This window comes from Janthinobacterium sp. PLB04, assembly GCF_021165895.1.
GTDB lineage: Bacteria > Pseudomonadota > Gammaproteobacteria > Burkholderiales > Burkholderiaceae_D > Janthinobacterium > Janthinobacterium lividum.
The window spans coordinates 4,471,444-4,492,389 of the sequence record NZ_CP088968.1 but is presented as its reverse complement, the minus strand read 5'-3'; the positions used below and the strand labels follow the sequence as shown (position 1 = coordinate 4,492,389).

The 20,946-nt window shown below is 60.1% G+C and carries 16 protein-coding genes and 1 pseudogene; 9 read left to right on the top strand and 8 right to left on the bottom strand.

Annotated elements, in window-relative coordinates; all coding sequences use genetic code 11:
• Window positions 1–2 precede the first annotated feature (2 nt).
• Complete coding sequence (locus LSO07_RS19735) at window positions 3–989, bottom strand: SDR family oxidoreductase (protein ID WP_151096356.1); 987 nt, start codon at window positions 987–989, stop codon at window positions 3–5.
• 127 nt (window positions 990–1,116) lie between these two features.
• On the opposite strand from LSO07_RS19735, the gene LSO07_RS19730 reads away from it, so the two are divergent.
• From LSO07_RS19730 to LSO07_RS19705, 6 genes are all read left to right on the top strand, one after another.
• Window positions 1,117–1,686, top strand: coding sequence for a TetR/AcrR family transcriptional regulator (locus tag LSO07_RS19730; protein ID WP_151096355.1), 570 nt, complete (start codon window positions 1,117–1,119; stop codon window positions 1,684–1,686).
• 67 nt (window positions 1,687–1,753) lie between these two features.
• Window positions 1,754–3,394, top strand: a complete 1,641-nt coding sequence (locus LSO07_RS19725; protein WP_151096354.1) for a SulP family inorganic anion transporter — start codon at window positions 1,754–1,756, stop codon at window positions 3,392–3,394.
• Complete coding sequence (locus LSO07_RS19720; protein WP_151096353.1) at window positions 3,391–3,780, top strand: Imm1 family immunity protein; 390 nt, start codon at window positions 3,391–3,393, stop codon at window positions 3,778–3,780. The genes LSO07_RS19725 and LSO07_RS19720 overlap by 4 nt, the downstream gene beginning before the upstream one ends.
• 1 nt (window position 3,781) lies before the next feature.
• Window positions 3,782–4,066, top strand: coding sequence for a hypothetical protein (locus tag LSO07_RS19715; RefSeq protein WP_151096352.1), 285 nt, complete (start codon window positions 3,782–3,784; stop codon window positions 4,064–4,066).
• Window positions 4,056–4,433 (top strand): DUF2750 domain-containing protein, encoded by a 378-nt coding sequence (locus LSO07_RS19710; protein ID WP_151096351.1) that lies wholly within the window; start codon window positions 4,056–4,058, stop codon window positions 4,431–4,433. Before LSO07_RS19715 ends, LSO07_RS19710 begins: the two co-directional genes overlap by 11 nt.
• On the top strand, window positions 4,411–4,599 hold the full coding sequence (locus LSO07_RS19705) for a hypothetical protein (RefSeq protein WP_151096350.1): 189 nt from the start codon (window positions 4,411–4,413) through the stop codon (window positions 4,597–4,599). The genes LSO07_RS19710 and LSO07_RS19705 overlap by 23 nt, the downstream gene beginning before the upstream one ends.
• 4 nt (window positions 4,600–4,603) lie before the next feature.
• On the opposite strand, the gene LSO07_RS19700 is transcribed toward LSO07_RS19705, so the two are convergent.
• The 7 genes and pseudogenes from LSO07_RS19700 to tssF form a co-directional block, all read right to left on the bottom strand.
• A complete protein-coding gene (locus tag LSO07_RS19700; protein ID WP_151096349.1) occupies window positions 4,604–5,083 on the bottom strand; it encodes a GNAT family N-acetyltransferase in 480 nt (159 codons plus the stop codon).
• 82 nt (window positions 5,084–5,165) lie between these two features.
• Window positions 5,166–6,179: pseudogene (locus LSO07_RS19695) on the bottom strand (T6SS immunity protein Tli4 family protein).
• Window positions 6,180–6,283: 104 nt separating this feature from the next.
• A complete protein-coding gene (locus tag LSO07_RS19690; protein ID WP_151096347.1) occupies window positions 6,284–8,212 on the bottom strand; it encodes an esterase/lipase family protein in 1,929 nt (642 codons plus the stop codon).
• The gene (locus LSO07_RS19685; RefSeq protein ID WP_151096346.1) at window positions 8,209–10,806 is read right to left on the bottom strand and encodes a type VI secretion system Vgr family protein; all 2,598 of its coding nucleotides are present in this window, start codon (window positions 10,804–10,806) and stop codon (window positions 8,209–8,211) included. Before LSO07_RS19685 ends, LSO07_RS19690 begins: the two co-directional genes overlap by 4 nt.
• Window positions 10,807–10,818: 12 nt before the next feature.
• Window positions 10,819–11,091 carry a PAAR domain-containing protein gene (locus tag LSO07_RS19680; protein WP_404811498.1) on the bottom strand — a complete coding sequence of 91 codons (273 nt, stop codon included), beginning with the start codon at window positions 11,089–11,091 and terminating at the stop codon, window positions 10,819–10,821.
• Between the two features lie 11 nt (window positions 11,092–11,102).
• A complete protein-coding gene (tssG, locus tag LSO07_RS19675; protein ID WP_151096345.1) occupies window positions 11,103–12,128 on the bottom strand; it encodes a type VI secretion system baseplate subunit TssG in 1,026 nt (341 codons plus the stop codon).
• Window positions 12,092–13,897: a type VI secretion system baseplate subunit TssF gene (gene tssF, locus LSO07_RS19670; RefSeq protein WP_151096344.1), complete on the bottom strand. Its 1,806-nt coding sequence runs from the start codon at window positions 13,895–13,897 to the stop codon at window positions 12,092–12,094. The genes tssG and tssF overlap by 37 nt, the downstream gene beginning before the upstream one ends.
• A gap of 144 nt (window positions 13,898–14,041) precedes the next feature.
• Here tssF and tssK point away from each other — a divergent pair, with 144 nt between their 5' ends.
• The 3 genes from tssK to LSO07_RS19655 all read left to right on the top strand — a co-directional run bounded on the left by tssK (window position 14,042) and on the right by LSO07_RS19655 (window position 20,823).
• On the top strand, window positions 14,042–15,418 hold the full coding sequence (gene tssK / locus LSO07_RS19665) for a type VI secretion system baseplate subunit TssK (protein ID WP_307778598.1): 1,377 nt from the start codon (window positions 14,042–14,044) through the stop codon (window positions 15,416–15,418).
• A gap of 162 nt (window positions 15,419–15,580) precedes the next feature.
• Complete coding sequence (locus LSO07_RS19660) at window positions 15,581–18,661, top strand: sensor histidine kinase (RefSeq protein ID WP_151096343.1); 3,081 nt, start codon at window positions 15,581–15,583, stop codon at window positions 18,659–18,661.
• Window positions 18,658–20,823 (top strand): sensor histidine kinase, encoded by a 2,166-nt coding sequence (locus tag LSO07_RS19655; RefSeq protein ID WP_151096342.1) that lies wholly within the window; start codon window positions 18,658–18,660, stop codon window positions 20,821–20,823. Before LSO07_RS19660 ends, LSO07_RS19655 begins: the two co-directional genes overlap by 4 nt.
• The last annotated feature ends 123 nt before the right edge of the window (window positions 20,824–20,946 follow it).

Sequence of the window (20,946 nt, the reverse complement as noted above, 5' to 3'; positions counted from 1 at the left end):
GCCTAGTCCCCCACGCTGCCGGTGATGGGCAGGACGATGCCGCTGATATAGCTGGAACAGGCGGGCGAGGCCAGGAAGACGTAGGCGGGCGACAGCTCTTCCGGCTGGGCCAGGCGGCGCATGTCCGTGTCCTGGCCGAATTTCTGGATGTCCTCTGGCGACTTGTCGGCTGGGTTGAGGGGCGTCCAGACCGGCCCGGGCGCGATGGCGTTCACGCGTATGCCCTTGTCCAGCAAGTTGCCGGCCAGCGCCATCGTAAACGCATGGATGGCACCCTTGGTGGTGGAATAGTCGAGCAAGTGCTTCGAGCCTTGCAAACCCGTCACGGAGCCCGTGTTGATGATGGACGCGCCGCGCTGCAAGTGGGGCAGGACGGCCTTGGCCATATGAAAGTAGCCGTAGACATTGGTTTTCATGGTGAGGTCGAAGCGTTCCTCGCTCAGATCCAGCAAGGATTCCGCATGTTCCTGGAAGGCTGCGTTGTTGACCAGCACGTCGATGTGCGTGAACTTGTCCAGCACCTGGCTGACGGCTTGCTGGCAAAATCCCTGGTCGCGCACGTCGCCGGCAATCAGGAGGCAGCTCTGTCCTTCCGCTTCCACATAGCGCTTGGTTTCGTGGGCGTCCGCGTGTTCGTTCAGGTAAATGATGGCGACATCCGCCCCTTCGCGCGCGTACAGCACGGCCACGGCGCGGCCGATGCCCGAATCGCCGCCCGTGATGATGGCGACCATGCCGGTCAGCTTGCCGCTGCCGCAGTAGTCGGGCGCCAGGAAGCGGGGTTTCAATGCCATCTGTGCTTCAAGGCCGGGCTTGTCCAGGTGCTGGGCGGGCAGGGGAGGCGTCGGCTGGTTGCGGTGGCCCGTCTGCACAGGCGGCTTGCTTGCCTTGCCTTGCTTGGCGGCATCGCGCTGCTTGTCTTCCTGATCCTGCTCCTGCTGTATGCTGCGCTGCAAGTTACCGGCGGACTGGTCCTTGTTCTCGTTCATGCTGGCCTCCCTGGAAACGAAGATCCAGTATCGGCGCGGCAACCGCATCAAACGGTGCGCTTGCTAACAGAGTGGCGCAAACAGGCGTAAAGTTATATGATGATTGACATAAATGTGGGAGGGCAGCATGAAGGTAAGCAGGGAACAGGCGGCGCTGAACCGCGAGCGCATCGTGGAGGTGGCGGCCAAGTTGTTCCGCGAAAAGGGCTATGACGGCATCGGCGTGGCCGATTTGATGAAGAACGCGGGCCTGACGCATGGCGGTTTCTATGGCCATTTCGCGTCCAAGGAAGACTTGATGATCGAGGCGTGCCAGCATGCCCTGGAGAAATCGCTGGCAGGCTGGCAGGCAAAGGTCGCCAGCGACCCGCAGCGGGCGTTGCCGGCCATTATCGACAATTATTTGACCACCCGGCACCGCGACCAGCCCGGCGGTGGTTGCCCTGCGGCGGCCATGGGCGTCGACGTGGCGCGCATGTCGCCCGGCGCGCGTCCCGCGTTTACGGCGGCCACGCAGCAGCAGTTCGCCTTGCTGCAGGGATTGCTGCCCGACGGCGTCCCGGAAGAGCGGCGCCAGCAGGCGATAGCCACGTTTGCCGCCATGGTGGGGGCCATGGTGCTGGCCCGTTCCGTCGATGACGAAGCCCTGTCGGTGGAAATCCTCGATGCCGTGAAGGCGCAATTGCTGCAAGAGTGAACGCGTTCCCCCTGTCAGCCGGCCTCGTCGCATGATAGGCTTCGGTTTTCAGATTTCGGGATCATCCATGCTGCTCTGGCTCAGGCAATACCGGCGTCCTCTGTTGGCCGGAGACATCACTGCCGGTATCGTTGTCGCCATGATGATGGTGCCGCAAGGCATGGCTTATGCGCTGGTGGCCGGCTTGCCGCCCGTGGTGGGCATCTATGCCAGCATTTTGCCGCCCGTGCTGTACGCCCTGTTCGGCAGCAGCATGACGCAATCGGTGGGCCCCATGGCCATCGTATCCCTGATGACGGCCGCCGCCCTGGCGCCGCTGGCCGACCCCGGCTCCTCCTTGTATATCGTCCTGGCCGCCCAGCTGGCCTTCATCAGCGGCCTAGTCCTGTTGCTGTGCGGCGTGCTGCGCCTGGGCTTCATGGCCAGTTTCCTGTCGCGCCCCGTGATCAGCGGTTTCAGCAATGGCGCCGCGATCCTGATCATCTGGGGCCAGATCACGCCCTTGCTGGGTGCCACCTGGCCCCATTGGCATACGCCCAGCCTCGTGCTTGGACTGTCCGGCCTGTTGTTCCTGTGGCTGGCCAAGCGTTATCTGTCGCGCCTGCTGCAGCGTTGCGGCCTGAACACGGTGGCGGCCGACGTGGGCGCGCGCCTGGCGCCGATGGCGCTGGTGCTGGCCGGCATCGCGCTGGTCGCCTATGGCGGCCTGGAAGCGATGGGCGTGCAGACGACCGGTCACGTGCCCAGCGGCTTGCCGGGCCTGAACCTGGCCACCTCGAGCGCCCATTGGCGCACCCTGCTGTCGCCGGCGCTCCTGATCGCCTTCATCATCTTTTTGATGAGCATGTCCGCCGCCCAGACCCTGGCGCAAAAACGCGGTGAAAAGCTGCAGACGAACCGCGAACTGCTGGGGCTGGGCGCGGCCAACGTGGCCAGCGCGCTGTCGGGCGGCTTCCCCGTCACGGGCTCGATTTCCCGCTCGGCCGTTAATTTCCAGGCGGGCGCCAACACGCCCCTGGCCAGCATTATCACGGCCGGCCTGCTGGCGCTGGCGCTGGTGGCGCCCACGGGCTGGCTGGCCCTGCTGCCGCTGCCCGTTCTGGCGGCCACCATCATCTTTGCCGTCAGCAGCCTGCTGGATTGGGACACCTTGAAACTGTCGTGGCGCTATGACCGCAGCGATGCGCTGGCCCTGCTGGCGACGACGGCCGGCGTGCTGGTACTGGGCGTGGAAGCGGGCGTGGTGATCGGCGTGCTGTTGTCGATGGGCACCCTGATCTGGCGCGCCAGCCGTCCGCACATCGCCGTGCTGGGCCGCATCCCGAATAGCGAGCACTTCCGCAACGTGGAGCGCTATGAAGCGCAAACCTTGCCGGACGTCTTGCTGTTGCGCATCGATGCGGGTCTGTTCTTCGGCAACGTCGAAGCCGTGACGGAGCGCGTGGAAGACGAGTTGCGCGGCCACCCGACGGCCCGCCACCTGGTGCTGGTGCTGTCGGCCGTCAACCAGATCGACAGCACGGCCTTGCTGGGCTTGATCGAACTCAACAGCGCGCTGATCAAGCGCGGCATCAGCCTGAACCTGGCCGAAGTGAAAGGGCCCGTGATGGACCGCCTGCGCCAGAGCAGTCTATTGAAAGACCTGAGCGGCAAGCTGTACCTGAGCACGGCCCTGGCGACGGCCGATCTAAGTGGGGAAAAAGCATGACGATGGAATTGAATCTGCACGGCGAGCCGCGCGTGGTTGATGGAATTCTTGCGCTGGAGCAAGCGCTGCATGAGGCGCGCGCGCTGGCGCAGTGCGAGCTGTGGCTGACCTTGGCCACGGACGCCGAGCAGGGTCCGGCCCTGTGCATGTTGCGCAATGGCGGCAATGCCTGGCTGATGTATCTGTCGGGGCAGGACGACCTGAGTTTTCACTCGCTGGGCGACGAGGAGGCAGACGGTGCCTGCAGCTATCTGCTGACCAATGGCCAGGTGGACGAGTATCCCGAGGCATGGTGCGTGGACGTGGAACAATGCCAGCGGGCCTTTGCCGAGTTTTTCAGGACGGGCGGCGCGCGGCCGGCCGCCATCGCGTGGGAGGCGGATTGAGATGACGCAAACCATCATCGCCGATATTGACCGGGACTTGCTGGCCGCGCTGGACGCCAGGGCAGGTTTGCTCACGCTGCGCGCCATCCTGCTGTGTTACAAGGCCAGCGGCGTGACGGCCGCGCAAGTGGCGGCCTTGCTGCAGGAACTGCGCCCGTCTATGGAGGACGGCGCGCAGGAAGGGCCGCTGGAAGACGTGATACTGGACGCCCTCGACATGGTGACTGGCTGGTGCACGCCGCAGCTGCGGGTATGGGACGGGGCAGGAGACGAGCATGCATCCTGACAAGTTCAAGCAGGTGGCGGGGTTGCCGTCCGCCGAGCGCCATGCCTACTTTGTGCGCAAGGCAGCCGATACGCAAGAGGTGTGGGGCTTGTACCGCGATGGCTGGGCCACTGCGCAAGTCGACGGCAAGGTTGCCATCCCGTTCTGGCCGGAAGCCGCGTTTGCGCAAGCGTGCGCCAGCGGCGACTGGGAATATTTTCAGCCGCGCGCCATCGCGCTCGGCGATTTCCTGGCCAAGTGGCTGCCCGGTATGAACCAGAATGGCCAGCTGGCTTTCGTTTTCCCTGTGCCGCAAGGCAGCGCCAGCATCGCGGCGCCGGCTGATTTACTGAGGGATTTGCAACATGAATCAGAGCAATATGAATGAGGGCAAGGAACGCCTGGACGCCTGGTACGACGGCTCGGCCATCTGCCTGATCGCCGTCGGCGCACAAGGCGACCCGCTGGACCTGGGCGGCGACGAAGTACGCGCCCTGATCGCGACGCTGCAGCACTGCCTGGCCGAGTCAGAGGCGGGCGCGGTGCCCGACTGACGGCTCAGGCGGCCGCCAACGCCTTTTCCATCGCCACGCTGGCCAGGCTGATGCCGCTCGGGTGCGCATATGCTTGCTCGCGCAAGGGAATAAACCCTGCGGCCCGGTAAAACGGCACGGCATTGAGCGATGCGGACAGGCGCAGACGCGTAATGCCGCGCCCGCGCGCCAGTTGCTCCAGCGCCGCCAGCAGGCGCTTGCCGATGCCGAATCCCGCATGCGCGGGATCGACAAAAATGGCGTCCACTTCCTGCTTGTCCGCATCGAGCATGGTGTAACCGGCAATGATCTCGCCCTGCATCGCCACGATGCCGCCACCCGCAGCCAGCATGGCGGCATACGTGTCCGGCACGGGCGAGGCCGTCCACACAGTAATTTGCTCCGCTGCATAGTGCGTAGCGCAACTGACGCGCACGGCCACCGTGCGCAGGGCCCACAGGGCGTTGATGTCGTCGGGCAGGGCGGGGCGCAGGGTAATGGGCATGGAAGCCTTCCGGGCAAAAGGCCATGCTAGCGCAATGGCTTGCATCACGCCAGCAAGAGTGCTTGCCACGTTTGTCCAGCCATCACTGCGCCGGCTTGTCCGGATCGATGTAGTACGAACCCGGCGGCGCACCCGGCACCTTCACCCGGAACTTCAGGCCGGACAGCAGCTTGTCCCACAAGGCGATGGCTTCCTCGTCGCTCAGCGATGCGGTGTCGGCAGCGCCGACCATATTGTGGGCGACTTTGGTGTACATCTTGACTTCCAGTACGGACGGATTTGCGATGTCTTTCGGTTTGCCTACCAATGCCCATTCAAAATCATGGACACCATCGGTACGCCGTATCAGTGACTCTTCGCCTTTCCAGTGTTGAACGGTACGTTTGCCTTCGCGTAGCAAGGTGCGCTTGGGATAGTTATTGCGTTGAATTTCTTTTGCATCTTGTATGCGACTGAGTAGTGATAGTTTTCCACGCAACCTTGATTCAAATTCTGTCGAAGGTTAGTCGCCATATGCATCTTTATTTGAACTGATGGAGATAGTAACATCTGGCAAGCTGGGTAAATAAATGCCTACGTCGTCTATTTCTTGATATTTATACTGATTTTCACTCAGGAATCCATGCTCTACGCAAAGTCCTGGCGTGACCGGAATTTCTTCCGTATCACGTAAACGCAGACTTTTTGCTTGAAGGAGTTGTCTTTCCGCTGTTGTTCTTTCGGTGTCGCCATTGCCGACAGCATCACCTATTGCAAATATGAAATCCCCTTTATTTATCAAGGTTCGATAAATTATAAAATTATCTTCTTTGGCTGAGCTGCTACTGTAGTATCGAAGTTGCCAACTGTTTTCTATTGGGCCATTGCCATTGTAAATAATTTCAGGGGAAATATTAAGCGATTTTATTTTTCTTAAATCAATTTCTGCTTGGTGTTTCAAATTATTTGGACCTCCTTTAAATAAATCCACTGCCGAGTTACCGATTATTAATTCTGCTTCGTTGGGTAGATTTAATAGATATCTACCAAAGCATAGTTTTTTTGTGTTCTGGAACAGGGTTTCTATTTTCCTTTTTTGAATGGTGGTTTCGTTCATTTTTTTTGCCCTATGTATTTTTGGTGGGTTATTCTCATTTGCAGCTGTTTGGATTGACATTATTGAAATTATGAATATAAGTGCTTTTTTATGATTTTTCATAATTATTCCAATTTTGCTGTTTTTGCAATTTGCACAATTGAATAAAGCATAGATGCTAGGACATGTGGATGAGTATAGCTATTTTGATGTTCATATCCAGTTCCAGCTTTTTCCCCATGGAGAAATTTTTTTCCAGGTATGTGTTTCGCTGAGCGATCCGATGGGACGGTTTCATCGCCAGCAGAATTTGCTGGTTGTAATTTTAGTTTTAATACACGTGTTCCCGCTTGTATAGTGAGATTGCCTTTCGCATCATCACTCAGCAGCCTCCATTTATTTGGCGGGGGCGTCGAATTTTCTGGATGGTTTGTTTTTTTTATTTCTAATCCCTCAATAACTTTGAACGTAATTTCTCCATAGCTTAGGAACTCTTTTGATGCGCAATAACTTGCGTATGTGTTCGGATGAAATATTTTATCTATTTCCCTTAATAAGGCAGAGGCATCTTTCAATCGTTGCATGACATTGCTTATGCCTCCTCCTTTGTTAAACGGAATATTTGCAGGGTTCACCCACGAAGGATTTATGAGCCTCCACCAAGCATTCGCAGGTTGCAGGTAAATACTCTCCAGTGCACTTTCCTTGTCGCGTGGCCAACTCCAAAGTAATTTATCACTTGCATCAACAACTTTGAGCCATTCTTGACCATATGCCGTGCCGGGCATCATCTCTAGAGGTGCTTGCGTATTTGCGAGAATCGCGGTGGCGTGTTCGCCGTCGATGCCAAGAACTTGGGCTGCGAGTGTATTTAATGGGCCGCTCTTTTCCTGAAAGCCGAAACGCATGCGTTTGTATGCACTGGCGGCTCCTAATGTAGGCATCACGTTATGATATATTCCAAGTATTTTTACAATTTCATCATTAAGCATATTTCCATATTTTGGATGCATTAAAGCCCTGGCGAGCAAACCTCCCATGCTGTGCGTGATGAGAATGACTTCACTGCATTTAAAGCCACATTTCTGATAACCTATTACTATGCCGCGTATGCGTTCGGCAATAACGGCGGCAGAAATGGCATTGCTCTGTAGGAAATTGTATCCCAGCGCATGAACCGGATACCAGCATGGAGAAATCTTTAACATATCAGAATTGTTAATTGCTGTTCCGGAGGAGGCGCCAAATTCTTTTGGATCTTTTATTATAAGCTTGGCAATGGATGGGTGGGATTGTTGGCCATATGAATATCTGCCCGTTGTTTGATCGGAAGGATCAATTTTCCAATGAGATAAAATTTGCCCATTTTTTACTATATTATTCATGAAGAATTCTGTCTTTTGAAGCATTTCTCCATATGCTCCGGCGAAAAGAACTTCGCTCCATCCTCGCCATCGTGCAATATGTGCTGGCGTTTCACGTATCTCACGGGGGATAAATCTTCCTGTTACTCCAGGTTTCTGAATGGAATCTACTTGTGCATTTTTTTTGGAGCTAACAGAAATCAATGGTGGAACTCCAGGAAAATCGTCAGGAACATTGTTGTGGCGTACGTCGGATCCTTTGGTGATATCTCCACCTGGAAAGAAACGTTCATTTTCAATTGAATATTGATAGTACTCAACTTCAGTTTCGTTCGGGTCAAAAGCCAATTGTCGATCTCTTGGGGATGCACTCCTGAACCAACCACCTAGACCGCTACCAGTTGCAACCGCCAAATTTCCGGATTTGTCTACCATGTCATCAGGCCTCCATGATCTGTTATCTGGTCGCTTCAGATCATCTTGACGTTTTTTTGTTATTCTTAAGTTGCTACCCATAACACCCGGTAGAAATATGATAGGAATTATTTTCTTAGGTGGAATAGTTACGTCATGACGAATCGTATCTTTTATTTCAGTCATATTAACTGTGTATTCAGCCCATCCGCCAACACTCTGCCTAAACTCGCCTTGATGATTGCCGTGTTCATTCAGATCCATATCGTCACTCATGGAAGTTCTCCCTTGTAGCGTATTGTGTAGCTATCCATGCCGTCCCCTTTCTGTACTGGGGTGTGTCCACCACTGCTACTCTTTTCGCTGATTCTGTGACCATCTTCACGTATTAACTCAAAGGCTATATCGGGGGCGGGTGTGCCGTCGACTTGCAGCAGTCGGACAGCCTGATCAAAACTGCTATGCGGCCTCTCATTGAATTCCTGCGACACGCTTTTCGGCGCCAATGTTTCCAGGTTGCCGTTAAAAAGCACGGGAGAAGATGTGAAGAACTGCACCTTGTCGCTGATTTCCAGCATGTGGTTGGCGCCGTGCAGGCGTACGCCTTTTTTGCCCTTGATGTTGACCCAGTCCGCTTCGCTGATCAGAGACAAGACTTTCTGGGCGAGGATTTCCACCTCGTCGCTGTGGGCCTGGATGGACACTTTGCCGCTGGCGGCGATCAGTTTCATGCCGGCCTTGTGCACGAACAGGCTGAAGGTACTGGCAATGCTGGCAAACATGCTGTCGCCGCTGGCGAGTGAAATATGCTTGCTGCTGGTGAGCGCCACATGCTCGCTGGCGGCGAGGTGGATGGACTGGGCCGTGCTCAACTCGATGCCGGCCGGGCTGGCCAGCAGCAAATGCGGTTCGGACAGTTCCGGGAAATCGCCGCCGGCGCCCTTGATTGCGGCGTTTTGCCGCTGGATGGACTCGGCGACGGCGCCTTGTTGTGCTGCGCTGTCTTGCGCGCCCGCGTCGACAGCCATGCCGGCCAAGCCTTGCTGCAGTTGACGTGCTTGCGCCAGACGGGCCTGTGTTTCGTCGAGTTGTTTGACGGAGCCGCCGCCTGCCGGTGTTTCGGTGGTGATCAGCATGCCTTTGGCCGCGCGCAGGGCGCCCCAGGCGCTGCTGGCCAGTTCAAAGCCCACGCCGCGCGCTTCCTTGCGGCCGGCATTGTCGTCGATGCGGGTGATGTTGCCCAGTGAAAGCCGGCTGTCCTGGTGTTCGCTGCGCAGCTGCGCCTGGATCGCACCCTTGGTATCGTCGAGCACGAGATGGTTGGCGCTGCGGGCGCCCAGTTCACGGCTGCGCAAGCCGGACAGGGCACGCTGCTGCGGCAGTTGCCACGGCGGCGGATTGGCGCTGTTGTAGACCACGCCGATGACGATAGGGTGGTCGATATTGCCGTCTTGAAATTGCACAACGACTTCCTGGCCCACGCGCGGCAAGGCGATGTGTCCCATTTGCGCACCCGCCATCGGCATCATGACGCGTATCCATGGCGAGCTGCGCTCATCGAATTCACCCAGACGATCCCAGTGAAACTGCAGGCGGATGCGTCCCAGTGCATCGGTATGGATTTCCTCTCCGGCCGGCCCGACCACCAGCGCCGTCTGCACACCGGCAACCACGCACGGTGTGCTGTTGTAGCCACGACCCGGCCGCCAGCGGATGTCCCGCCGCACGCACACCAACTTGTTGACATAGTGGGAAGGTGTGCCAGGGCCAAGCTGATAATTATTGCTGGCGCTATGCACGACTGACAGGATCAGGTACTCGCGTTCGGCGATATTGTCCGGGCGCTCCTGGCCAGGCTGGCAGCGTTTTTCCTCGGCGCTGAAATGTCCATCGAGCCGGAAGCAAAGGCCAGGCTGTGCGCCACGGTGATTGCCGGCCGCCTCGAAATACTGGCACAAATGGTCGCTTTCTTCCATGCGGCGTTGCGCCAGGGATTCTCCCTCGCCGATATTCTTATAGCCATATGCGCCCGTGTTTTCATATAGCTCGTGGGCAAATACATCACCCTGGCGATTCAGGGAGTAGCCGCTGGCAAGGCGCGGCTGGGGATTTTTATAGTCGAAACTGGCCAAGGTCAGCTGCCCGGAGCCGATCCGGCGCACGGCTTGCCACTGTTGCAGGCCATCGTCTTCCATGGCACCCGATTCGGCGTGAAAGCGCATGGCACCGTCTCCGGACGCCGTGGCGACCATGTCCGCCAGGATGCTGTTGTCCGCGAGCCACAGCGTATGGCCATCGGCGCGGTGTTCGTACCAGTAATGCCAGCCCAGCGCCTCCCAGCGCCGGTGCAGGTGGTTGTAGTCGGTCTCATTGTGCTGGTTGGCGCAGGTGATCTGCGGATCGTCCCCATGGATGCTGGTTTTCCAGTCGCGCTGCTCGTAGTGTGCGAACGTTGTTTCGGTCAGCTGCATCACGCTTTGGCCATGAAAGGACACATTGTCCTGGCGCAACCGGGCGAAGGCCAGCCATGGTTGCAGCACCATGCGGTACCACGCAAAGCCGCCATCGGCGCGCAGCAGGCAAAACTCGCCCACATAGCCATTGAAGTGGCGCAGCGTGCCATCGTCGCGCACCATGGAAATGCTCACCATGCGGCCCATCATGGCCTTGAGCGCAATATGCGCGTCATCGGACAGCAGTTCGGCCTCGAAACGGAAGTCGCGCGACACCTCCTCCCTGGCAGTCAGTGAATTGACCAGCAGGATGGCGCCGGCTGGCCCATCTTCATGGGGGAAATCGATCTTCAGCAGGCGCCGTTCTTGCGCGGCGAGGTCGAAGGCCGACAGTGCCGCCTGGATGCTTGCATGCATGGCCTGCCTCCGTTAAAGCGATGTGATCAGGTGGGCGCCGCAGGCGGTGGCATCGCCGTCATAGGCGTACGGCTTGCCCATGTGTTTTGCGCCGGCGCCATCCGGCGTGATCGGAAAACTGCCCTTGCACTTGGGGCAGAACGTTGTGTCGTCGGCCAGCGCCGCAGTCTTCCCCATCACGGTGCTGCCGGACGATGCGCTGGTGACCTTGCCGCCGTGATCGGTTGCGTCTCCGAGCCGGATGACGCCGCGTCCCGCATGTTTCATGCTTGCCTCGCTTTCCATGAGTGAAGTACTCAAGCCAGTTGCAGCAAATAACGCACTTCGGCGCCGCGTACCTTGCCTTGTGCTGTCTGCAAGAACGTCGTCCAGCCCAAGCGCCGTCTTTCTGAAGGGTTGGAGTTCAGGAGCAGGGGAGTAATGCATGGCGGACTCAATATCAGCCGCACTTCATATTGCAAGTCTGGTACGCCGAACAGCGCCAGCATCTTTGCCAAAGCCGCCGCGCCTGTGCTGCGCGGCAGGAAGCGTTGCAGGCCAGCAGCATCCAGCGGACCGATATGCAGGCATACGCGCATATCCTGGCGCCACAGCCGCAGGCCAAGCGTTGCGCCGCGCGCCAGGGTAAAGTTGACACTGCCCAGCAGGCTGCGCCTATCTTTTTCAAGATAGTCCCAGCCGCCGACAAATTGTTGCAGGGTGACGGGTACGGCGCAGTACTCGGCCAGCACGGGGCCGATTGCTTGCGCGGAGACGGGGCGGCAGCGCAGCAGACCCGCGTACCAGGCCGCGACATCCTGCGTCACAGCATCAGTTTCTCCGTTCGACGGCAGTACAGTGCGCTGCACGCCGGCCAGTGCCATCAGCAAAGGTAGTTGCGCATCCGTTGCCTGGGTCTGGAGCGTGGATTCCAGTCGATACTTTTCCCACGCCTGGTAATACAGCGTGAGCATGCGGTGCGAAAAGATATCGAGGAAGGCCGGAACGCAGGCGTCTTTGCTCGACAAGCGGTGGCCGGCGATACGTTCCGAATGGTGCAAAGGCAAGGTACCGCCGATGCCCAGAAAGCGCATGAACGTCGGTATCAAGGTCAGCTGTTCATTGTCGTCGAGTGAAAGCTGTTCGATTTCACTGGCGGGAAAACTCAATGACAAGCTGTTCTTGAAACGCAACACCTGGCCAAAGGCTTGCGCATGGGACACGTTCTGCTGACGTAGCCAGCACAGCAGAATACGCATTGCCTGCACGAATTGGTAGCGGTACGGCTCGGCCAGCAAGTGGTGCATTACACCAGATTCTGCAGTCCGCTTCTTGGTTTGCATCGGATCAGCTCCTCTCCGCTTTGCAGTGACAGCACCACCAGTTCGATGAAACTGTTGATTTGCACATATAGCCCAAGGAAGTGATCGATCACCTGCACAAACAGGTGCATGCTGCTGCCGACGAACGCCCCCTCGTCAAGCGTGATGCGCACCTCCACGCCATGCGCCAGCGAGGTGCCGCGCTTGTGCCGCAGCCAGGTCGTGGTCGGCGAGTGCGTCAGTGCGACGATGCCGTCGATCTGGCGTTGCGAGCTTGCCGATTGGGACAGGTCATACAGTGTCAGCATTTCGCGCAGCGCCGGCAAGCCCTCCTGGACCAGCGCGTGATGATTCAGCGTCAGGTGCGAAATCAGGCGCCAGTGCAGGCCCGCGCCCGGTGAAAAGCGTCGCGGCTGGCTGGGGCGTCGCAGCATGTGCAATGCGGGTCCGCCGCCGCACGGTTGCAAGTCTCCTTGCGGTTGGCCATATTTGAGCGACAGCGGAAGATCGCGGTTACTGCATGTCAGCGACAGCGACAAGCTGGCCTTTTCATGGATCAAGGGATTGAAGTCGCCATCGACCAGCGTGATTTTCTTTTCATGGCCAGGACTTTTGATGGCCAAAGCCATGTCGTGGCGAACGATCCAGTAATGGCCTTGTTGCGCCGCGCTTTCGCCATGGCGCAGGCTGTACAGCGGGCGAAATTCGGTCAGCGTGCTTTCCCCTCCCCGCTGGCGCAACAAACGCACCGTATCGACAGTGACGACTTCGTAACCATGGGCATGGGTAGCATGGGCCAGCACGGAGTAGTCGGCTTTCTGCCGGGTGATGGCGATCGGCACGCCTTCCTGGCGGAAAATATTGACCGCCGGACTGCAGCCCAGCCTTAAGTTTTCGCTGGAAATGCTGGACAACATGCGTGCCGCAGCGCAATCGGGTCGCAAACCTGCCATGCACAGATGCAGGGTAAAGCGCTGGCACCCAGGCGGCAGGGCCGTACTCAGCGTCGCGATATCGATGTCGAAGAAATTGAATTTTTCCGGATACGCAAAATACTCGCTCAGGATGCGGTAGGCCGGCTGGGAACGGGCACCGAAAGGTATCAAGGCATCCGCATCGGCGAAGCCGACGGGCGTCAAGGGCACGGCGGGTAAAGCAAACCATTGCACTGCGTCGATGGACACAAAAGCGCAGACTGCATGCATGAACAAGGCATCGCGCAATGCGGCGGAAAAAGAAGCTTCGCCATCGATGAAAACGCGCAGTGATGCAGGCGCTGCGTCGAGATGCCGGATGCAAATGTTCAGCGAGGAACTGGCTTGTGCCGGCAGGCGTACGCCTGGCGGCGCCTTGATCATCGTATCGAAAAACGTGCTTTCCAGTACCGATGCTCCTGTCGTCATGCCGTAGGCAGTCTTGAAGCGGCAGCGCACGCCGCGCACAGGCGTTGCGTCCATTTCACTGCCCGCCGGCAAGTGCAATACGCCCGCTCCAGCGGCCGGGGCGGACTGGTGAACGATGGTGCACGATGGAAAGGGGCGCAGATAATGGGGGAACAGGGCTTCGAACAAGGCTTCGGTAAATTGCGGATAGTCGTCATCGAGCCGTTTCGAGATGCGTGCCGCCAGCATGGCCACCGATTCGATCAAGTGTTCGACGTGGGGATCTTCGCAAGACTCGCCGGACATGTGCAGTTTGCCGGCGATTCGCGGATAGCGTTCGGAGAACTCACGGCAATGTCGCCGCAGCATCACCAGCTCGCGTTCGAAATACGGCAGCAAGTCCTCCATCTCTGTTTCCTGTGTCTTTGCGGCGGAATGGCCAGTATCCGAGCGTTTGCTCAAAGGTAAATTGCGTTTGCGCAAATAATTGAATAGGGTTACTGCGCAACATCAAAGACGTCAACGCTGGCAACATCAGACTGGCAAGGCAGCATGATTCCAACGGTCAACATGGAGAACGCGATGACATTGCCATCCAAATTACTTTGGTCCGAAGGACTGGCCATCGGTCCCCAGCAGTTCCAGCAACTGGACCGCTACCATGAAGCGCGCCTGCAACGTCTGGCCTCACTCATTAATCCACATTTATGGGGCGTGCACAGCGTCAGCTGGAATGCGGATGCACTGGCCAACAACAGTCTGCGGGCGGACGCCATGTCGCTCGTCTTTCAGGATGGAGAGCTCTTTGACGCGCCGCTTGGCGATGTATTGCCCAGTGCGGTTGACCTGTCCAAGCTACCTTCCAGCGAACATAGTTTTACGTTCTATGCCGCGCTGCCCGCGCTGCGGGCACATGGCGGCAATTCGAGTTCTGCCGGCGCGCGCTATGTTCAGGTGGATATCGAAACTCCGGATCTGTATAGCGAAGCAGTCAGCATTGACGTGGCTTACCTGAAGAAACGCGTGTATCTTCTGTCGCAACTGGAGCCCCTGAACGATTACCTTGCCATTCCGCTGATCCGTTTGTACCGCGCTGGCAATGGCGGCTTTGAAGTCGATACGTCCTTCATTCCACCTGGCCTGACCATCAGCGCCGAGTCTTCTCTGCAAAAAATGCTCGAGTCGCTGATCGACCGCATGGGTGCGAAAGTTGAGGCGCTGTACAGCCGCCACCGTCAGCCCGGTAAAAATACGGTTGAATTTCATGGCGGGGATGTTTCCTCATTCTGGATGCTCAATACATTGAGTACGGCCAGCGCCACGCTCAGCCATTGCGCCAGTTATCGGCGCCACCATCCCGTATATTTGTTTGAAAAATTGATGGCATTGGCCGGTGGCTTGATGACGTTTTCGAAAAAATACACACTGAGCGACTTGCCGGCGTATTGTCACGATGACGCGGCTCCCGGTTTCGGCAAGCTCGATGGCATCATTCGCGACCTGATCGATACTGTGCTGCTGTCGCGCTATTTCCCGATTGCGCTGTCCAACGACATGCAACAAAACACCCACTATCACGGCTTGCTCGATGCCAAGCGGATTGACCGGCAGACCGAACTCTGTCTTGCGGTAAACGCCGATATGCCGGCGCTGGAACTGGTCGCCACGGTGCCATTGCAGTTCAAAGTTTCCTCTCCGGACACTATCGAACTATTACTGGGGCGGGCGCTTCCGGGTGCCGAGTTGCGCCATATGGCCCAGGTTCCTGCCGAAGTGCCAGTGCGGCCCAATACGTATTACTTTTCGATCGATAACAAGGGCAGTATTTATGACAGCATGATCAAGGCCCAGGCGATTGCGATTTATGTGCCGTCTGGCATAAAAGGGTTAAAGCTGGAATTGTTCGGTATCAGCGGCACCGCCGCGTAACGATGGTGGGCGCTGCAAGCGGATGTCTTGTCAAAAGATTGCCCTAAGGAATAGACTTGCCCCTGCAGTTGACGTTATCATGTTTTTGTAAGTGTCGGTGGCTGAGCAGTCAGCGCATAGTTGAAACATGGTGACAGGCGGGAGTGAGCATGGGCATGGCGAATGATGCGTGATGTGCCGGGCGGCTGGCGGCCTGGCGGCGGGATGGGCAGGGCAGCGGTGCGTCGCTGTGGCCGCGCATTGCTGCTGGCGTTCTGTGTCGCCGCAGCCCCGGCCGCCGTGCCGGCTGCGACGCCGGACGCTGCGCCCCCGCACCAGGGCCAGCGCGTGCTGTTTCTCAACGCCTACGATTACGGCCGCGCCGGCGTGGAGTCGTACACGCGGACCTATGTGGCCGCCATGGCCGCCGCGGGCCTGGCCAGCGAAGACATCATGGTCGAGCACCTGAACCTGAATACCCAGGGCGACCCGGCGCTGCGCAACGAGATGCGTGATTTGTTGCTTTTAAGATACACCCAGATGATGGGCCGCAAGGCCGACCTGATCATCGCCATGCAGCAGCCGGCGCTCGATTTTTTATTGTCCGACCTGGCGCCGCTGGCGCGCGGCGTGCCCGTGCTGGCGATTAACACCTCGGGCAAGGCTTTGCCGGCCGGCAGCCCGGCATCCATCTGGCAGCAAAAGGCGAATGTCGATTTCCCCGGCACCCTGGCGCAAGCCATGGCGCTGTTCCCGGAGACCAAAACCATCGTCATGGCCGTCGGCGCCAGCGAGGCTGACCAGGCCTTGAAGCGCAACATGCAGCAGGCGGCGCAGGCGTGGCAGGGCAAGGTGGCCATGCGCTACCTCGATGACCTGACCCTGGAGCAGATGCGCGCGGCCGTGGCGCACCTGCCCGCCGATACCTTGCTGGTGGCGGGCAACGTCAACCGCGATGTGGACGGCGCCATCGCCACGCCCGTGCAGTTTGCTGGTGAACTGGCGCGGCTGGCGAACGTGCCCGCGTTCGGCATGTACAACACGAACGTGGGCAAGGGGATTCTCGGCGGCTCCATCCTGCACATCGAAGGGGCCGCGCAGCAGGTGGCGCAGATGTCGCTGGCCGTGTTGGCCGGCAAGGCGCCTGCCGCGCCGGGCGCCTTGCTGCCGCCGGTCAGCCCGGTGCCCATGTATGACTGGGAACAGCTGCAGCGCTGGGATGCGGACTTCAGCCGGCTGCCGCCGCACACCCTGTTCTTCAACCGCCCGCCGCAACTGTGGCACGAACACCGCGTCGCCGTGCTGTCGGCCGGCGCCGTGTTTCTCGCCATGGCATGCATGCTGAGCGCCTTGCTGCTGCAGCGCCGCCGCCTGCGCCGCGCCGAGAGCGATGCACGCGAAAGCGAGCAGCGCTTCCGCATCCTCGTCGAGCATGCGCCCGAAGCCATCGTCGTGTATGACCTGGACCTGGACCGCTTCATCGACGCCAACAGCAGCGCGCAGCGCATGCTGGGGATGTCGCGCGAAGCGCTGCTGGCGCGTGGGCCGTTCGACCTGTATACCGGCGAGCAGCCCGATGGCCTGCCGCTGGGACTGATGATGGAAGAGCATCTGCGCCGCGCCATGCTCGGTGAACCCATCCTGGTTGAACGCAATGTGCGGCGCGCCGACGGCAGCATCTTTCCCTGCGAAGTGCGGCTGGTGCGCTTGCCGATGGAAGGGCGGCGCCTGGTGCGCAGCGGCATCGTCGACATTTCCGAGCGCAAGCAAAGCGAGCAGGAGCTGCTCGGCTACCGCGACCATCTGGAAGAATTGGTGCAGCAGCGCACGGCGGCCCTGTCGGTGGCCGTCACCGAGGCCGAATCGGCGAACCGCGCGAAAAGCGTCTTCCTGGCCAACATGAGCCACGAATTGCGCACGCCCTTGAATTCCGTGATCGGTTTTTCGCAGATGATGGCCGATTCGAGCAGCATGTTCGAGGAAGAAAAGCATAACCTGGCCATCATCAACCGCGCCGGCCATCATTTGCTGACCTTGATCAACGATATCCTGGAATTGTCGAAGATCGAGGCGGGCCGCATGCAGCTGCAAGCGGGGCCCGTGGACTTGAATGGCTTGCTCGACGAGGTGCTCGAGATGGTGCGCATGCGCTCCGGCGACCAGGGCATCGCGCTGCGGCTCGAACGTGCCGGCGTGCCGCCGCTGGTGCGTCTCGATGGCGCCAAGCTGCGCCAGGTGCTGTTGAATTTGCTGTCGAACGCGCTCAAGTTCATCGAGCAGGGCAGCGTGACTCTGTCGCTGGCCTGCCAGGCGGACGGCGATGGACAGGTGGCGCTGGCGTTTGCCGTGCGCGATACGGGCAGCGGCATCGCGGAAGAGGATCTGGAGCGCATCTTTGAACCGTTCGTGCAGGCCGACAGCGCCGTGGCGCAGGCCGGCACGGGACTGGGGCTGACCATTTCGCGCGAATTCGTGCGTCTGATGGGCGGCGAGCTGCGCGTCGAATCGACCCTGGGGGCCGGGTCCCGCTTCAGTTTCGAGCTGCGCGCGCCGGTGCTGCAGCAGCCGGCCATCGCGTCGCTGGCGCCGGGCCGCGTGGCGCGCCTGCCGCCAGCCCAACGCGGGCGCATGGTGCTGCTGGTCGACGATGACGATAACTGCCGCAAGCTGCTGGCCGGCTTGCTGGCGCCGCTGGGCTTCCAGCTGCAGGAGGCGGCGGGCGGCGTGCAGGCGCAAGCCATGCTGGCGGCGCAGCGCTACGACATCGTGCTCAGCGACTGGCGCATGCCGGACATGGATGGCCTGGCGCTGACGCGCTGGCTGCGCGCGCAGCCGGCGCTGGTGCAGCCGCGCCTGGTGATCATGACCGCCTCCGCCTTCGAGGAAGAAAAGCAGGAAGCGCTGGCGGCCGGCGCCGACGGTTTCCTGCGCAAGCCGATCGAGCAGGAACACCTGTTCGCCATGCTGGAGCAGCAGCTGGGCGTGCGCTTCCAGCGTACTGCCGCCGCGCCGCCGCGCGTGCCGGTGGCTGTCTTTGACTTGCAGCAGGCGCTGGGCCAGCTGGGCGCTGCCGAGCGGCAGGCGCTGCTCGAATCCGTGCAAGCCCTCGATCTGCGCCGCAGCGCCATCGTGCTGGCCGGCGTGGCGACCAGCCTGCCGCAGCTGGCCGCGCATATCGCCGCCATGCTGGAACAGCATCAGTACCAGCCGCTGTGCGCCTTGCTGGCGCAGCTGGCGAGCGAGCCGCAGGGCGAGGACGCATGACTTTTCACTTGCCCAAAGACGCGCGCCTGGGCGGCGTCTCCATCGTGCTGGCCGTCAGCGTGGCGCTGACCTTTGTCGTCACCGCGCTGCTGCTGGTGTTTGCCGTGCTGTTTTACCAGTCCGAACGCGAGCAGCGCTGGCAGCAGCTGCATCGCAGCCTGGCCGTGAGCGCGGACCAGCTGGCCGTGGCCATCGAACTGCCATTGTGGAATCTCGATGAAAAGCAGATGCAGGCCATCATGCGCAGCATGCTGGGCAAGCGCGACCTGGTGGCCAGTTCCCTGACGCCGGGCATCGGCAAGGAGGCGCTGGTCTTGCGCCGCACTGCAAGCGGCGCCATCGACAGCTTTTCCTCGTTGTCCGCGGAGCCCGACTGGCTGGTGCAGCGGCGCCCCGTGACCATGGGCGGACAGGTCATCGGCAGCGTGGCCGTGTATGCGACGCCGGCGCTGCTGCACGCGCAGCTGCAGCAGCGCGCGCTGGGCATCGGCGCCATGATCGTGGCGCTCGACGTGATCCTGGTGGCCAGCGTCTGGCTGCTCATGTGGTGTCTGATGCTCAAGCCCCTAAAGGCGATCGGCCAGTATGCGGCCGGCATCAAGGCGGGGCAGGGCGAAGCATTCGGCACGCCGCCGAAAGCCTGGTTCCTGGGCGAACTGCGCACGCTGTACCGCTCCATCCGCGACATGGTGGCACTGCTCGATAGCCGCTACCGCGCCCTGCAGCGCAGCGAGGAGCGCGTGCAGATGGCCACCGGCGCGGCCAGCATCGGTATCTGGGACTGGAACGTCATCAACGATGCCTTGCAGTGGGATGAGCAGATGTACGCGCAGTTCAAGGCCGATGCGGACAGCAGGATGGCACCCGCGGCGATCTGGCGCGCGGCGCTGATGCCCGACGACGTGCCGGCCGCCAAGGAAGCCCTGCGCGCCGCGCTCGGAGCCGGCCAGGCGTTCACGCACGAGTACCGCATCCTGTGGCCCGATGGCGCCATCCGCTACATCAAGGCCGATGCCGTGATCTTCCGCGACGGGCAGGGCCAGCCCATGCGCCTGGTGGGCTCGAACTACGACATCACGGCGCACCGCGAGGCCGAACTGGAACTGCTGCGCCACCGCCATCACCTGGAAGAACTGGTGGCCGAGCGCACGAGCGCCCTGTCGGTGGCCGTCAGCCAGGCGCAGGCGGCGAACCGCGCCAAGAGCACCTTCCTGGCGAACATGAGCCATGAACTGCGCACGCCCTTGAATTCCGTGATCGGCTTTTCGCGCCTGATGGCCGCCTCGCCCAACATGCAGGACGATGAAAAGCGCAACCTGGCCATCATCCACCGCTCCGGCAATCATCTGCTTACCCTGATCAATGAAATCCTCGAACTGTCGAAGGGCGAGGCGGGACGCCTGCACGCGCAGACGGCCGTGGCGGCGCTGGCGCCCCTGCTGCAGGAAGTGATGGACATGCTGGGCATGCGCGCCGAGCAGCAGGGCCTGGCCCTGCGCCTCGATTGCGCGAACCTGCCGGTGGCCGTGGTGCTTGACGCGACGCGCTTGCGCCAGGTGCTGCTGAACCTGATGTCGAACGCCGTCAAATTTGCCGGCGGCGGTGAAGTCACCTTGCGCGTGCGCGCTGAGCGGCGCGATGGCGATCAATGGATGCTGTCGTTTGCCGTCAGCGACACGGGCATCGGCATCGCCCCGGAGGACCAGCAGCGCATTTTTGAACCCTTCGTGCAGGCCGACAGCGCGGGACCGAAGGATGGCACGGGCCTGGGCCTGGCCATTTCGCGCGAATTCGTGCAATTGATGAAAGGCGAATTGACAGTGGAATCGATGCCTGGGCAGGGCGCCACCTTCCGTTTCAGCATACCCGCGCAGGCGGCGGAAGCGCCCGTGCAGGTGCCAGTGCCGCTGCCGGCGGCGCCGGTGCCCGAGGCGCCGCCGGCGCTGCGGGCGCGAGACTTGCTGCTGCTGGCAGGTGAAGAGCGCGCGGCCTTGCTGGTGGCGCTGCGCGAATTGAACCTGGCCAGGGTGGCGCTGCTGCTGGGTGACTTGCCGCCGGCGGCTGCGCCCGTGCTGGCGCCGCTGCAAGCCATGCTCGACCAGCATCAGTACCGCCAGCTGTGCGACTTGCTGGAGAGTGAGGGCGCGCCGGCGCACGCTTGAAAAGTGTGGGCTGACAACATCGGATTCGATGAAAAGACGGGCTAAGTGCCACCGATGGATGGTGCTAAATTGCAATAAAGATTATGATGATAGTACGTAGTTCATCGCAAAGAAATGTCTTGT

What these genes read in the sequence shown, in the direction of transcription:
- LSO07_RS19735 (WP_151096356.1), bottom strand. Translation starts at nt 989, where the DNA reads ATGAACGAGAACAAGGACCAGTCCGCCGGTAACTTGCAGCGCAGCATA.
- LSO07_RS19730 (WP_151096355.1), top strand. Translation starts at nt 1,117, where the DNA reads ATGAAGGTAAGCAGGGAACAGGCGGCGCTGAACCGCGAGCGCATCGTG.
- LSO07_RS19725 (WP_151096354.1), top strand. Translation starts at nt 1,754, where the DNA reads ATGCTGCTCTGGCTCAGGCAATACCGGCGTCCTCTGTTGGCCGGAGAC.
- LSO07_RS19720 (WP_151096353.1), top strand. Translation starts at nt 3,391, where the DNA reads ATGACGATGGAATTGAATCTGCACGGCGAGCCGCGCGTGGTTGATGGA.
- LSO07_RS19715 (WP_151096352.1), top strand. Translation starts at nt 3,782, where the DNA reads ATGACGCAAACCATCATCGCCGATATTGACCGGGACTTGCTGGCCGCG.
- LSO07_RS19710 (WP_151096351.1), top strand. Translation starts at nt 4,056, where the DNA reads ATGCATCCTGACAAGTTCAAGCAGGTGGCGGGGTTGCCGTCCGCCGAG.
- LSO07_RS19705 (WP_151096350.1), top strand. Translation starts at nt 4,411, where the DNA reads ATGAATCAGAGCAATATGAATGAGGGCAAGGAACGCCTGGACGCCTGG.
- LSO07_RS19700 (WP_151096349.1), bottom strand. Translation starts at nt 5,083, where the DNA reads ATGCCCATTACCCTGCGCCCCGCCCTGCCCGACGACATCAACGCCCTG.
- LSO07_RS19690 (WP_151096347.1), bottom strand. Translation starts at nt 8,212, where the DNA reads ATGAGTGACGATATGGATCTGAATGAACACGGCAATCATCAAGGCGAG.
- LSO07_RS19685 (WP_151096346.1), bottom strand. Translation starts at nt 10,806, where the DNA reads ATGCATGCAAGCATCCAGGCGGCACTGTCGGCCTTCGACCTCGCCGCG.
- LSO07_RS19680 (WP_404811498.1), bottom strand. Translation starts at nt 11,091, where the DNA reads ATGGAAAGCGAGGCAAGCATGAAACATGCGGGACGCGGCGTCATCCGG.
- tssG (WP_151096345.1), bottom strand. Translation starts at nt 12,128, where the DNA reads ATGCAAACCAAGAAGCGGACTGCAGAATCTGGTGTAATGCACCACTTG.
- tssF (WP_151096344.1), bottom strand. Translation starts at nt 13,897, where the DNA reads ATGGAGGACTTGCTGCCGTATTTCGAACGCGAGCTGGTGATGCTGCGG.
- tssK (WP_307778598.1), top strand. Translation starts at nt 14,042, where the DNA reads ATGATTCCAACGGTCAACATGGAGAACGCGATGACATTGCCATCCAAA.
- LSO07_RS19660 (WP_151096343.1), top strand. Translation starts at nt 15,581, where the DNA reads ATGATGCGTGATGTGCCGGGCGGCTGGCGGCCTGGCGGCGGGATGGGC.
- LSO07_RS19655 (WP_151096342.1), top strand. Translation starts at nt 18,658, where the DNA reads ATGACTTTTCACTTGCCCAAAGACGCGCGCCTGGGCGGCGTCTCCATC.